General features: G+C 68.0%; 12 protein-coding genes. 4 read left to right on the top strand and 8 right to left on the bottom strand.

The features are described from left to right. The first annotated feature begins 62 nt into the window (after nucleotides 1–62). Nucleotides 63–1,805 (top strand): hypothetical protein, encoded by a 1,743-nt coding sequence (locus tag IPG50_38005; protein ID MBK6697944.1) that lies wholly within the window; start codon nucleotides 63–65, stop codon nucleotides 1,803–1,805. A 161-nt stretch (nucleotides 1,806–1,966) separates the two neighbouring features. On the opposite strand, the gene IPG50_38000 is transcribed toward IPG50_38005, so the two are convergent. From IPG50_38000 to IPG50_37990, 3 genes are read right to left on the bottom strand one after another with little or no spacing between them, the layout of a single operon-like run. Beyond that, the gene (locus IPG50_38000; protein MBK6697943.1) at nucleotides 1,967–3,580 is read right to left on the bottom strand and encodes a hypothetical protein; all 1,614 of its coding nucleotides are present in this window, start codon (nucleotides 3,578–3,580) and stop codon (nucleotides 1,967–1,969) included. After that, nucleotides 3,577–3,846 (bottom strand): hypothetical protein, encoded by a 270-nt coding sequence (locus IPG50_37995; GenBank protein ID MBK6697942.1) that lies wholly within the window; start codon nucleotides 3,844–3,846, stop codon nucleotides 3,577–3,579. Before IPG50_37995 ends, IPG50_38000 begins: the two co-directional genes overlap by 4 nt. 55 nt (nucleotides 3,847–3,901) lie before the next feature. Further along, nucleotides 3,902–4,858 carry a hypothetical protein gene (locus IPG50_37990; protein ID MBK6697941.1) on the bottom strand — a complete coding sequence of 319 codons (957 nt, stop codon included), beginning with the start codon at nucleotides 4,856–4,858 and terminating at the stop codon, nucleotides 3,902–3,904. 369 nt (nucleotides 4,859–5,227) lie between these two features. On the opposite strand from IPG50_37990, the gene IPG50_37985 reads away from it, so the two are divergent. Beyond that, nucleotides 5,228–5,971 (top strand): hypothetical protein, encoded by a 744-nt coding sequence (locus tag IPG50_37985; protein MBK6697940.1) that lies wholly within the window; start codon nucleotides 5,228–5,230, stop codon nucleotides 5,969–5,971. Nucleotides 5,972–6,033: 62 nt separating this feature from the next. Here the strand turns inward: IPG50_37985 and IPG50_37980 are convergent, their stop codons facing one another. Genes IPG50_37980 through IPG50_37970 form a run of 3 tightly spaced genes read right to left on the bottom strand, consistent with a single transcriptional unit; the run spans nucleotide 6,034 to nucleotide 8,167 of the window. Further along, entirely contained in the window at nucleotides 6,034–7,293 is a 1,260-nt protein-coding gene (locus tag IPG50_37980) for an RNA polymerase sigma factor (protein MBK6697939.1), read from the bottom strand. A gap of 57 nt (nucleotides 7,294–7,350) precedes the next feature. Continuing rightward, nucleotides 7,351–7,809, bottom strand: a complete 459-nt coding sequence (locus IPG50_37975; protein MBK6697938.1) for an SRPBCC domain-containing protein — start codon at nucleotides 7,807–7,809, stop codon at nucleotides 7,351–7,353. Between the two features lie 10 nt (nucleotides 7,810–7,819). After that, nucleotides 7,820–8,167: a winged helix-turn-helix transcriptional regulator gene (locus tag IPG50_37970; GenBank protein MBK6697937.1), complete on the bottom strand. Its 348-nt coding sequence runs from the start codon at nucleotides 8,165–8,167 to the stop codon at nucleotides 7,820–7,822. 242 nt (nucleotides 8,168–8,409) lie between these two features. Between IPG50_37970 and IPG50_37965 the strand changes: the two genes are divergently transcribed. After that, nucleotides 8,410–8,847: a hypothetical protein gene (locus tag IPG50_37965; GenBank protein ID MBK6697936.1), complete on the top strand. Its 438-nt coding sequence runs from the start codon at nucleotides 8,410–8,412 to the stop codon at nucleotides 8,845–8,847. 19 nt (nucleotides 8,848–8,866) lie between these two features. Here IPG50_37965 and IPG50_37960 read toward each other — a convergent pair whose 3' ends face one another. Both IPG50_37960 and IPG50_37955 read right to left on the bottom strand, forming a co-directional pair. Then, nucleotides 8,867–9,784, bottom strand: a complete 918-nt coding sequence (locus IPG50_37960; GenBank protein MBK6697935.1) for a DUF808 domain-containing protein — start codon at nucleotides 9,782–9,784, stop codon at nucleotides 8,867–8,869. A gap of 117 nt (nucleotides 9,785–9,901) precedes the next feature. Then, complete coding sequence (locus IPG50_37955; GenBank protein ID MBK6697934.1) at nucleotides 9,902–11,446, bottom strand: hypothetical protein; 1,545 nt, start codon at nucleotides 11,444–11,446, stop codon at nucleotides 9,902–9,904. A gap of 276 nt (nucleotides 11,447–11,722) precedes the next feature. Here IPG50_37955 and IPG50_37950 point away from each other — a divergent pair, with 276 nt between their 5' ends. Beyond that, nucleotides 11,723–13,315 carry a hypothetical protein gene (locus tag IPG50_37950; GenBank protein MBK6697933.1) on the top strand — a complete coding sequence of 531 codons (1,593 nt, stop codon included), beginning with the start codon at nucleotides 11,723–11,725 and terminating at the stop codon, nucleotides 13,313–13,315. Nucleotides 13,316–13,318: the final 3 nt, after the last annotated feature.

Below are 13,318 nucleotides of genomic sequence, written 5' to 3'. Positions count from 1 at the left end.
GACGCCCCGGACCGCTCGAAGTCCTTTGGGCTGACAAAAGTCCCACGCGCTACACTGGCTCGATGACCCGCGTGCGTCTCGCGGCCTTGGCGTTGGCGACGACCCTTGGCGCGACGTCACACTGCGCGACGCCAACCTCCCTCACCCTCGACGTCTTCAGCGAAGTGCCCTGTGGGAAGGGCTCCGGCGCCGTCCTAGTCGTCGCCCCCACGCTTCGCGAGCTCAAGGGCGGCGCGCCATCGTCCTCGTCGACCCGCTGCGACGCCGATGGCCACCTCGGCTCGGTCGTGGTCGTACCGGGAGGAGCCAAGGACTCGAGTCTCGCATTGTCCGTGATGACTCGCGCCGATGGCCAGAGCGCCGACGCGTGCCTCGAAGCGCAGAACGCGCCGGGATGCATCGTCGCCAAGCGACAGCTTCGCTTCGAGCGGCGCACGGAAATCAAGATGCGCGTCGATCTTCGGCTCTCTTGTCTGGGCGTGACCTGCCTTGAAACCGAGACGTGCGTGCGCGGGGCCTGCCTCGCCGCCGAGGTCTCCTGCGGAGCGGATTGTGATGAGTCGGTGCTCATGCAAGTCGCCGGCGGCGGCGCTCTCGTCGACGGCGGGGTGAACGACGGTGGCGTGAGCGACACGAGCGACGGTGCGAGCGCCGACGCGCAACCTATCGTGGTGCCGCCGTCGATCCCGCTCCCCTCCGGTCCCTATGACACGACGACCGCGGCCCTCGCGGTCGGCTTCGATCACGGGTGCGTGCTGCTCGCGACGGGCGCTGTCGGCTGCTGGGGCGCAAACGACAAAGGGCAACTCGGCGACGGCAGCACGATCGCGCGGGCGACGCCGGCCACCGTTTTCGGCCTCCCGCCCGCGAAGGCGGTGGCTGCGGGCAACCAGTTCAGTTGCGCCCTGCTGACGACGGGGAAAGTCATGTGTTGGGGTTCCAACGCGAGCGGACAGCTCGGCGACGGCTCCAACCCCGTGACGTCGACGTTGCCGCGCGAGGTCGCCGCCATCGGCGGCGTGACGAACCTCGCGCTCGGTGATGCGCACGCGTGTGCGGCCGCGACAACGCCGACGCGCGCCGCCTATTGTTGGGGAGCGAACGGCACCGGCCAGCTCGGCGATCAAGCCACGGAGACGAGCGCACGGACGCCCGTTGTCGTACCGGCGACGGCCACCACAGGCGCGCCCCCGCTCGTCGTGGGCGCAGGGCGCGGGCACAGCTGCGCCGGCGCGGGCACCGACCTGCGCTGCTGGGGAGACAACTCGAGCGGGCAGCTTGGCGACGGCTCGACGGCGAGCCGCAACGCGCCGGCGCTGGCGACGCTCGCGACGCTGCTCGATGGCGGTCCACGCTCGACGCAAGTCGAGAACGTGTCGCTTGGGTCGACGAGCTCTTGCCTGATGGGAGCTGGTGCGTCGCTGCAGTGCTGGGGATCCAACGCTTTTGGCCAGCTCGCCGACGGCACCACGACCGCGCAACTGACGCCCAAGGGCGTCGGCACCATCACCCGAGGGACCTTTGGGAGCGGCCCGATCGTCTTCGTCACCTACACCCCCACGTTCGTGACCTTGGGCGACTTTCACGCGTGCCATCTCGCCACGCCGAAAGAGATCGTTTGCTGGGGCAGGAACGAGAGCGGTCAGCTCGGCCCCAACGTCACCGGCGATCAGCTGTCGCAGACCATCATCAAGGGCCCGACGGGCGTTACCGCCGTTGCGGCCCACGGCGCGAACACCTGCGCCTTGGGACCCTCCGGCGTGCAATGTTTCGGCAAGCTCGCGGGCATTCCACTTCCACAGTGATCGAGCCAGTCGGTGTGGTGGCGCTGCCGCGCTCTCGCCGCACGAACCGGCCACCTTGCAAATCTGCGCAAACTTCGCCAGCGAGGTCGGCTCAGCTTCGGGCCGACCTCGCGCTGGATGCGCCGTCGAACGCGCGCCGCAGACGCAGCGATGGTCGCCGCTCACTTCGCCGAGGGCGCCCGCGGACGCGAGAGGGCCTCGGTGGCCGCTTGCTTCACTGACTCATCGGGATCATTCTGCGACGACCAGACGAGGAGCGTCGCCACCTCGGCCGCCGCATCCACCGAGCGAGCCAGCACGCGGATGGCGCTCTTTCGGAGATCGGCCTGCGGCTCCGTCTTGATGACGCGATCGTAGCCGGCGAGCAGCGGCACGACGTTGCGCTGCGCCATCGCCATGAGCGCCGCCTTGCGCACCATGACGTCGGGGTCCGTCACGACGGCGCTCAAGATCGCGTCGACGGTCTCCTCCTTCTGGAAGCGAAGCGCGCCGACGGCGGCGGCGCGCACCGAGCTCTCGGGCTCGGCCACGCGCGCCTTGATGGCCGGAAGCGCGCGTGCGTCGGCGCTGTTGCCGAGCGCATCGAGGACGAGGACCTTCTCCGCCGCGTCGGTCGCGGCGTCCAAGCGAGCCAACAGATCCGCCACGATGTCTTTGGGATCCTCGCCGCTCTTCTGCATGTTGTTGGCGGCGCTACCGAGGGCGAGCGTGGCTGTCGCCGCCACGTCCGGCTCTTTGGACGTCGAGGCGACCTTGAGCGCGGCGCGCCCCTCGGGGGACGGCTTCTCGCTCAGACCGAGCGAGATGGCCGCATCGTTTTTCACGGCCGGCGGCACGGCGTCGCTCTTGAGCGCGTCGGCGAGCGCGCGCTGCGCCTCGGGACTGTTCGCTGAGCCGAGCGCCGACGCGATGGCCTTGGCCGTCGCCTCCTTGGTGTTCGGCGCGAGGAGCGCCGCGCGCGCCTCCTTGATGGCCTCCGGTTGCGTCCGAAGGAGCGCGCCGAGGCGCGCGACGGCCCGCGTTCGTCCCTTGGAATCCTTCGCCGCTTCGTAGTCGCCGCGGAGGTCCGTGAGGGTCGCGCCCTTAACCAACCCTTCGTCGGCGTTCTTGCGCGCGAGCTCCATGTCTTCGCCCAGCGCGTCGGTGTCAGGGTCGAAGGTCGCCATGGCGGCCTCGAAGCTGCCGATGTGCTCGCGTGCTTCGGAGCTCGAGAGGAGCCGCGCCTTGGTGAGCGCTTTCATGGCGAGCTGCCCGCCCTGAAAGGTGGCCGTCGTGACCAGATCTTCGTCCACGGTGGCGGGCCACCCGGAAGCGACGTCGAGCGTGAGCTTTGAGCCGCCGACGCAGTCGTACTTACCAACGGTCGACACGGGCACGAGGCCCTGCGAGCCGCGCACGAGCTCGTAGCGAAGCTTGTTCTTCGTCACGCCTGCCCCGTCGCGACGGTACCCGGCGACGAACTGCCCTGCTTCGTCGATCTCCGTGACGTTCCACGACTCGGCGGCGCCGCCGTCCACGAGCTGCATCGACGAGACCACGGACCGAAGGTACCGCCGCGCTTCGCCGGGCATGGTGCGCGGGAAGTGCAGCGCGGGCATCGAGCCATCGCCTTTGAGAACGACAAAGAACGGCGTCGCGAAGTCGGCGCTGGTGGCCCGCGGCTTCTCGATGGCCGGCGTGTCGGTACGCTTCGCGTTGCCGAGGGCCACGCGCACCGCCGCTCCGTCGTCGGTGGCCCCGACGACGGTAAACGAGAGCGCACCGGTGAGGGTCATCCCTGCCCGCCCGCGCCGTTCGGGGCGCCGAACGTCCGCGTGGCGGAGACATCGTAGAGGAAGTGCGCGCCGCGCTTGAAGGTGCGCTCACGTGCCGCGGCACGAGCCGGCGCGCTCGTCGCGGCCTTGGTGACGCCGGCCGAAGCGGACGCCGTGACCTTCACGGCTCCAGCACCATCGGCACCGGCGGGACGCTTCCAGACAAAGAAGCCCCCCACGGCGAGGCACACGAGAGCGGCGGCGGTCACGACGGGGGTCTTCTTCATCGGGTTCCTCTTCCACCTTCGGAAGTGCAGTTTTGATGCCGCGGTCGCGTATGGCTCAGAGGTTGAAGTTGCCTTGCGCGGAGCCGAGGTTCCAGCTCCAGTTGAGGCCGTCCCACGAGGTGATCTCGAGCGACTTCTTGTACCCCGCAACCTGTCCGTAGAGCGAGACGCTGCCATCGAGCGTGCGGAGGGTGAGGTCAAGCGAGGCGTTGTACTGGAAAGCGCGGCCACCTTGCCACACGACCGTCGCGCTGCCGGGGATGCCGACCCGCGCCAAGAGCAGCTCGCCTTCGATACCGACGCTCGCGAAGCTCGTGCCAACACCCGCCGAGAAGACGCCGTCGACCTCGGCGTAGGGCTCGACCGTCGCCGACACCTGCGCTGTGCCGGCCGCGAGGTTGAAGTCGATGCCGAGGGAGCCGACGGCGGACGCCGAGACCGTCACGGGCACGGGGCCCAACATGAAGTCGCCGGTGGCGCGAACCAGCGTGCGCTCAGCGAGCGGGACGGAGCGATTGATCTCGGCGCCGTAGCGCTTGCCCGACAGCTTGATGCCCGCGACGTAGATGCCGTAGCCGGTGGACACCTCGTTGGGCTCGATCTTGGCGTCGGCGCTGAGGTCGAAGATCTCGAGGTCCTTCCCGAAGAGGCGAACGTCGGCCTCGGTGCCGCCGTAAGCGCCGAAGCCCATCTTCGTGCCCACGTTCTTCGCGCAATATTGCGTGTTGATGGGCTGCCAGATGGCCTTGCAGATGTTGCCCATGAAGCCGCTGGCCATCGGACCGGTGCACTGCACGGCGGGGGCCGTCGACGCGCAGAGCTGCGCGTAGTCGCGGGCGTAGGCGTTGGCGCCGGCCTCGAAGCTCGCGCCGAAGTCGCCCTTGTACGAAGAGCGCTGAAAGTTCTTCCCGTACGTCTTCTGGCCGACGATCGGCGCGGCCTCCGCGACCTTCTCCGCCGCGACGATGCCAGTGAGTGCGAGAGCGAGACCGAACGCGAGATGTTTGCGCATGATGACCACTGCCTTTTGGTTGGGTCGCTGCGTCCCGCCTCCGGCCAGGGAACATCCCCGGCCTCCAGCGTCTCGTCAGCGATGACGTCCTTCGTTGCAGGGCTCGGGCCAACGCGAGGAGATGGCAATTTGCCGATGAATTTCCACGGCGGGCGTGTCTCGATCAGGATGGCCCGCCCGATACAGGGCGATACACCGGGTGAGGTGTATCAAGCGCGGTTGATACACGCGGCGACGTGCCCCGGCTCCGATCGTGGAGGTCGAGTCGAGCAGCGGTGGACGCGAGGAACGGTCAACGCCGCCACATGTTCATGCGGCGCGCGCGTATCGCGCTTGCGGAGCGGCAGGCCCCCGTGGTCCTGTCGCACCATGAACATTCTCCGCCTTGCCCGTGCCGTCGCATTCTCCACTCTCACCGTCACCCTCCTCGCTTGCTCAAGTGACAGCACCCCCAGCAACAGCACTGGCACCGGTACCGGCACGCCCTCGGCGACCAACGGGGTCGCGTTCCGCGGCACCCTCACGGGCAAGGGCGAATCCGGCACCATCGACGCGACGCTTCCTAGCGGCACCAAGGTCGCGTCGTTGCACCCGCTCGCCGGCGAGCCCGGCGCGACCAACACCGTCGTCGCGACGCTTACCCTCGGTGGCGGCAAAACGGTCTCGGTCACCGGCACGTACGACGAAGCGACCAAGACGCTCTCCATTACGGGCAACGGCTACACGTTGACCGGTACCCTCACGGGCTCGACGCTCAGCGGCACGTACACCGGCCCGAACGGCCCCGGTTCGTTTGCGTTGCAGGCGGCGGTGAGCGGCGCGGTGAACGTGTATTGCGGGAGCTACGTCAGCACACCGGCAGGAAAAGGCGGCGGGACGTGGAACTTGGTTCAAGGCGCTGACAACAAGCTCTCGGGCAGCTACACCGAAGCCACCGGCGGCTCGGGGCTCTTGAGTGGCACGCTTTCGGGCAGCGCGATCGCGCTCACTGTGTCGACCGGTGGCGTCGCCAACGGCACGCTGAGCGGCGACAAGATCGACGGGACGTACGGTGCGACGGCCGCCGACAAGGGTGGCACGTGGACCGGTTCGAAGGGCGACTGCGCGAAGTAGTAGCTCCGGACCACCGGCGAGACGACGCGGCGACCACACGGGCGCGCGGTCCGAATCGCCCGTCACTTCCCGTCGCACGCGGCGGCGCGCGCCGACAGGAGCGCGCGCTCCTTCGCGTTCTGCGTCAGCGAGGCGGCCTTCTCGAAGGCCGCCTTTGCCTCCACGAAGCGGCCCACCTTGGTGAGGAGATCCCCCCTCACCGCGGGGAGCAGGTGGTACCTCGCAAGGGCTGGCTCGTCGGCGATCGCGTCGAGGCGCCGCAGGCCCGCGGCGGGCCCGTCGACCATCGCGATGGCCACCGCGCGGTTGAGCTCGATGACCGGCGACGGCGTGAGCTTCACGAGCTCGCCGTAGAGGTCGGCGATCCTCCGCCAGTCCGTCTCGGCCGCCGTGCGGGCGCGCCCGTGACACGCTGCGATCTCGCCTTGGAGCACATAGGAGCCTCGGCCACCGAGGGCCGTGGCGCGGTCTAGCGCCGCGAGGCCGCGTTGAATCAAGACGTGGTCCCACTTGCTCCGATCTTGCTCGAGCAGGAGAACCGGCTCCCCGCTGGGCAGAACGCGCGCTCGCGCTCGCGAAGCCTGGATCTCCATGAGCGCGAGGAGGCCATGCACCTCCGGGTCGCCTGGCATCAACGCGGCCAGGACGCGCCCCAGTCGCATCGCGTCCTCGCATAGGCCGGGCCTGACCCAGTCATCGCCCGCCGTCGCCGCGTAGCCTTCGTTGAAGATGAGGTAGAGGACGCCGAGCACCGACGACGTGCGAGCGGCGAGCTCCTCACCGCGCGGCACCTCGAACGGGGGCTTCGCCTCCGACAGGGTGCGCTTGGCCCGCACGATGCGCTGCGCGATGGTGGCCTCAGGGGTGAGAAACGCGCGCGCGATCTCGTCGGTCGTGAGGCCACCGAGCAACCGCAGCGTGAGCGCAACGCGCGCATCCATCGAGAGAACCGGGTGGCAGGAGATGAACACGAGCCGCAGGAGATCGTCGCCGACGTCATCGCCCTTGGCTTCATAGGCGGCCTCGGCGTCGAACGTGGTCTCGGTCACGGGGCCAAGCTCTTCGTGCTTCCGTTCAACCCGCTTCCGTCTTCGGAGCTGGTCCAAGGCGCGGTTTTTGGCCGTCGTCATGAGCCACGCGCCCGGGTTCTCGGGAACGCCTGACGTCGGCCATTTCTCGAGCGCCGCGACGAGCGCGTCCTGCGCCAGCTCCTCGGCAAGGCCGACGTCGCGGACGAGCCGCGTCAGCCCCGCGATGAGGCGGCCGGACTCGATCCGAAAGACGGCATCGATGGCCGCCCGGCTCGCGGTGGATGGGTCCACGCACGACTTCTAACGCGCGACGCGGCCGCGAGCGAGGGCCTTCGGTGGCGTCGAGCGCTAGGCTACGTTTTTGAGGTAAGAGACGAGGTTATCGAGCGTTCGGCCCGTTCCCACGTCGACGCCGAGCTTCACGAATTGGTCGAAGTGCGCCGGCGACCCGCACCGGATCGTCACCAGCATGCGCGTCGCCGCGCCCTCCGACTCGAGGAGCACGGTGCCCAAGGCGCCCATCGCCTCGAAGACCAGCTTGGTCGGACGCTCGAGGGTCCGGTACACGCCCGCGAAGGGCGGGCCGTGCGCCGCGTCTTCGTGCTCGAAGCGAAACTCGCCCCCGGGCCGGAGGTCGACGCTGCAGTGGCGGAGCGGCGCGCCGGTGGGATCCCACCAGTGTTTGATGTGCTCCGCCTTCGTCCACGCGTCCCAGACCTGCTCGCGGGGCGTCGCGAACCGTCGTTCGAACGAGATGGTCAACACACTCTTGTCGAGCTTCGTGCTTGTTCCTTGTGCAGCGAGCATGAGCCTTCTCCTACCGCTTTCGTCGCGGCTTTTCGTTGAGCTTGTTCAAGTACGAATCCAAGTTGTCGAAGCGGCGCTCCCATTGCGCACGAAAGGGACCAAGCCAGGCGTCGACGTCTTTGAGAGGCCCGCCGACGACGAGGCGCCGAGGCCGCCGCTGCGCGTCTCTAGCTTGGCGAATGAGCCCTGCCTCCTCGAGGACCCGCAGGTGCTTGGAGATGGTGGGCTGCCGCAGGCCAAAGGGCTGGGCGAGCTCCGACACGGTGGCTTCGCCCTTGGCGAGGCGCGCCAAGATCGCACGCCGCGTGGGATCGGCGAGGGCCGCAAAGGCGAGGTTGAGGCGGGGCGCTTCCTTCATTGCCACTTGGCTATATAGCTATACACGACTATAGGCAAGGCGTGCCCCCAACATTTCTCCTCGCAGAGGTGCGATCGGTCGCCGCCGTGTCGCCGTGACGAGACGCGTGGACGACCCTTTGCTCAGCGGCGGAGTGGGAGCGATTCGTCGGGCCACGACGGCTCCCATGTAACGGGTCTCGGGGCGCGGCGTAGCGGATGAAGAGGCGGTCACGATGGCCGCCGCAACGAGGAGAGTTTCCCATGGTTCAACGTCGCCCTGATTGCACCGCCGAAGGCAGCCCCGTTTCGAGGTCGGAAGGGCCGCGCGACCTGCCGCAAGGCGCGCTCGACCTCGCCGCCGGTGGCGTCAACCTCCAAGGCCCGAGCGGCGTCGGGCTCGAGTTCGACGGCAGCGGCATCGAGCAAGGCATCGGCCGCGTGTTCAACGACGCGTACCAGTATTACTTCCCCAACGCCGCCAGCAACCGCGTGGCCGAGGCTCAACAGGAGCGGCAGATCCGCGACGCGCAAAGCGATCTCCAGATGCAGCCGTCGGAGACCTATACACCGCGGTTTCCCTACGACGGACCGAGCTCCTTCGACGCCGAGCCGCAGACGGGTCCAACGACCTACGGCTACGAAGACTTCGCAGGCGGCTACACCGGCGGCGACCTCTACGGTGTCGTCGGCCAGGAGTGAGCCGTGACCGCTGGGTCGACTAGGTGACCTTCGCGCGGCGGAGCTTTCCGAACATCGTCACCACTGCGAGCACGACACCGCCCGCGACGACACCCACCACGCCGTCGACGACGATGTTGACGATGGCCCCAACCGTCGAGCCGACGCCCCGAGCGAGCGCATGGAGCCATCCCTCCATTCCGGGGATGCCGTGCACGAGGATGCCGCCGCCCACGAGGAACATGGCGGCGGTGCCCAAGACCGAGAGCGCCTTCATGAGCCAAGGCGCGAAGGCGAGCAGGCCGCGGCCGAGCAACTTCGCGGGGCCGCTACTCTGCGCGAGCAGCCACAACCCGGCGTCGTCCAGTTTCACGATGGCCGCAACAAGACCGTAGACGCCGACCGTCATCACAATCGCGATGGCCGACAGCACGGCGACCTGCTTTCCGCAGCTAGCGGCGGCCACGCTACCAAGCGAGATCACGATGATTTCGGCGGAGAGGATGAAGTCGGTGCGCACCGCGCCTTTCACCTTCTTCTTCTCCCACGCGACCATGTCGACCTGCGGATCAAAGGCGGCCTTCGTGAGTTCGTCGTGATGCGCGTCGTTTTCGCCCTTCGGGTGCAAAAACTTATGGGCGAGCTTCTCGAAGCCCTCGTAGCAGAGGAACGCCCCGCCGAGCATGAGCAGCGGCGTGATGGCCCAGGGCGCGAAGACGCTGATGGCGAGGGCCGCCGGCACGAGGACCACCTTGTTTACGAGCGAGCCGCGGGCCACGGCCCACACCACCGGCAGCTCCCGATCGGCCGAAACGCCGGTGACCTGCTGGGCGTTGAGGGCGAGGTCGTCGCCGAGGACGCCGGCGGTCTTCTTCGCGGCGACCTTGGTCATGACGGCCACGTCGTCCAGGAGGGCGGCGATGTCGTCGATGAGAGCGAGGAGGCTGGTGCCGGCCATGAGATTTCTTCGCGCGCTGAAAGCGTGAATCTACCTCAGGAAGAGACGCCCCGTCTTGGCGTCCCCAAGCTCAACCGCACGAGACGCGGTGGATTGGGGGCTCCGTGCAGCGACGGATCACCGGACCAGCGCCGCGGCTGCTTCGACCACCGTATCTCGCCCCGCCTGGAGGTCTTCGGGCTGAAGCTCGACGAGGTGTGCAGGCTCGACTCCGCGTCGCTCGAGGGGCGCGCCCGTGGGGTCGGTGCAGCGAGACTCATCGGCGGTGAAGCGCATCGGCAGGAGCTTGCCAAAGTCGTAGGGTTTGCCTACCCCACCGAAGGCGCCGGCGGTCGGGCTTCCGACCAGCGCCACTTGCCCGCCCGTCATCGACGACACGGCGAGCGCGAAGTAGTCGCCGGCGCTCGTCGTGAGGCCGTCCACGATCACCGCGACCTTTCCCGCATACGCGAAGCGCGATTGCGCGCTCACTTGAAACGTTATCGTGCTGCCCGGGACCGGGGCGAAAGGCACGCTGCCGAACTGCCTCGCTGCGCACTTCGCGAGCACCCCTTTCGTGAACCCGGGCATGCCCCCCACGATCGACAGTCCCACGAAGGTGGCCCCGCCCGGGTTGCCGCGAAGATCCCAAACGATGCCCTTCGCGTCTTTCGCCTTGTCGAGCTCCTCGGCAATGCGTTCGGCCAGATCGCTCTCTGTCATCCGCGGACTTGTCGGCAGGAGGAACGTTGGAACCTCCACGACCGCCACGCCGTCACTGCGTCGCGTCGCCTTCGCGGGATAAGCGTGCGACCCGGGGTGCGGGAACCGGCAGAGGACCGGCGCCTCGAGCCGCTCGACGGTCTTCGTCTCGACGGTGCCGTCCACGCGCGCGACCTCGACCGTGCTCCCGACGCGTACCGCGGCGAACAGCGATGTCGCCGAGACGAAGCGACGGTTGCTCTCGGACGACGAGCCCACTCCGCAAGCCGCTTGGTGGAATGCCGCATCGAGCATCGCGGCCCCAGCCCTGCCATCGACGCTTACGATGCGATCACCGGCGCGTAGACCGAGTGCGTTGCCCTCGTTCGCGTACGCGACGACGGCGTGGTCGCGAAAGGGCTGTGCGCACGCCCCCACGCGGGACGTGAAGAGCTCGGGGAGCTCTGCGCTCCCGCACTTGGTGTTCGAGAAGAGATCGATGTGACCGTTGCGAAAGCCAACGAGCGCGCGGCGCGCAGCGCGGTAGTAGGCCGCGTCGTCGTCTGCACCCGCGACCAGCGTCGTCACCGACGCACTGAGCACGTCCTGCGCGTCCACGCCGAGGTCAAGGTAGGAGCCGGTCGACGCCGCGAGCTTGTCGACGAACGTCGCCAGATCCTTCTTCTGCTCGATCTGGCGTGGGGAAAGCGAGGCGCACTCGCCGTCACGACACGCCGTCTCTCCGACGCACGCGTCGACGGGATGCCAAGCGCCGCAGTTGGCCTCGCTCCTGCACTCTTCGGGATCACCACGTTCTGAGCATCGCCGCGCACCGACCGTGCAACTCGACGCACACGCGCTCGCCGCGGCCGGCGCGCTTGCCGGCTCCGCGGCGTCCGATGGCGCGCAGCCGGCGCTCAGCAGGACAACCGAGGCTGACGTACGGAGGGCACCGAAGACACGGGAAAGGGCGCTTCGCATGAGTGCCCGGAAGTTGGCACGAACGTCCGTTGGCGCACGTAAATGCGGCCGTTAACGTGAAGGACGCCTCGTCCATAAGCGCGTCATGTCGGTTCCGGCTTTGCTCGCGGCATGGCACGAGCCACGCGCGCCTAGGGCGAACCATGTTGGCGCGAATCATCCCGGATCGCGGGCGGCGCGGCTTGTTCGCGGGGCCTTCATTGCCGGTGCGCGCCTCGCGGTGGCTCCGAAGACGGGCTGCTTCGGCACGGAACGGCGTTTGCAAACTCTGACGCCATGCGCACGACCCCTATCGCTTTGGCGACCCTGCTCGGATTGTTTGCCTGCAAAGGCGGTCTCGACCGCGATGAGCGGGCGGCGGACCATGCGCGCAGCGAAGACGCGCTCACCGTCACCAGCATCGGCACGGCGCTCTGTAGCCCTCCGCGCGTGACCCAGGATGGAAGGCTCGTGCTTCACGACGAATGCGCGACGAGCTCGAACGATGGCGCCGTCGTGGTCGTGAGCCCGGGGAGCGGGCAGCGGACCGTCCTCACGCAATATCCGGCGAACCGCAAGGTGCTCTTCATGGGCGTCAAGGGCGCGCGGTTCTTCTATGCGATCGATCGCAGCGACGGCGGATTGGACCTCCACGTGCGCGACACGACGAATCCAACGCAAGTTCGCAAGGTCACCGCGTCCCCACCGGCCGGCGTGCTCGGGCTCACGGGAATCGAAACCCACTCCGACGTCGGGCCGGAAGTCTTCGTCGAGGGCAACCAGATCGTGTTCTTTGCGCAAGGCGCGCCGCACCATGTCTTCGTTGGCGACCTGACTTCCTCCGTGGCTACGGCGGAGGCGCTGTTCGACGCCCAACCGCACATGCCGATGGCGATCGCCGGTGTGGGCAGCAAGGTCATGCTGGCGTCGTACCGGGACCGAATCGTCAACGACCGCGTGCGTATCATCGACATGAGCGGAACGTCACCTTCGTTGGGCGCCTGGACGAACGTGGTCTGCGCCGGTTGTGACCCTGGCGCGATCCGGATCGACGAACACACCTTCGACGGAGTCCGCGTGGTGGGCACCATCGACGACAGGCTCGTCTCCATCGAGGTGGCGACGGGGCTGGCTACGCTGCTCGATCCGACCACGCGTTACGCCACGGTCTACGGTTTGGAAGGTGGCTTCGTGTATTACGGGGCGCGCACCGAGGAAGTGCGGCGCCTGAACGCGGAACGCCTCGTACGCGTTCCCCTCGCTGGAGGCGCAGCGCAAACGTTGTTCAGCCAGCCCGACGTGATTTGGATTGGTAGCCAAACGAACGAGATCACGTGGTCGAGCGACAAGACCGCGCTCCTCTTCGAGGCGCGAAAACTTTCGGGTCGCGCCTACTACGTGATGCCCGCCGACGGATCGTCACCGCCGCAACAAGTAGCGACGGCGTTCGGCCGAGCCCATCTCTATGGGCCGGCCACCAACGGACGGCAGCTCGTCCGCTTCGACGACGGGATCGGCGTCGGCCCCGCCGTGTTGAGCGGCATTCTCGACGACAAGACAGGGCAGGTCGTGACGCCGCTTAGCGACGTGAGCGGCGGCCCGACCATGAACCATGACGGCTCGGCCGCGTTTGCCATCAAGTTCTGCACCGTGGGCGCGGCAAACCTGCCCGGTGCGAGCATCGTTCGACTGACCAACGCGGCGCCCGTCGAGGTCATCGCGTGTGAGGCCATCCCGCAGCCCTCGCTCCCCGACGGCGGCCCGGCCCAGCCGCCCACGTACGTCACTTACGATCGAGTCATTCACCGAATCGCCGGGAGCAACGCCGTGCACGTCTCGGGGTTCGACACGTTGACCAAACACTGGACGTCGCGCGTGATCGCGCCCTGAGGG

The sequence above is a fragment of the Myxococcales bacterium genome (genome assembly GCA_016703425.1).
In the GTDB taxonomy this organism is placed as follows: Bacteria; Myxococcota_A; Polyangia; order Polyangiales; family Polyangiaceae; genus JADJCA01.
Note: the sequence above shows the minus strand (reverse complement) of the source record. Positions and strands in the feature narration are given on the sequence as shown.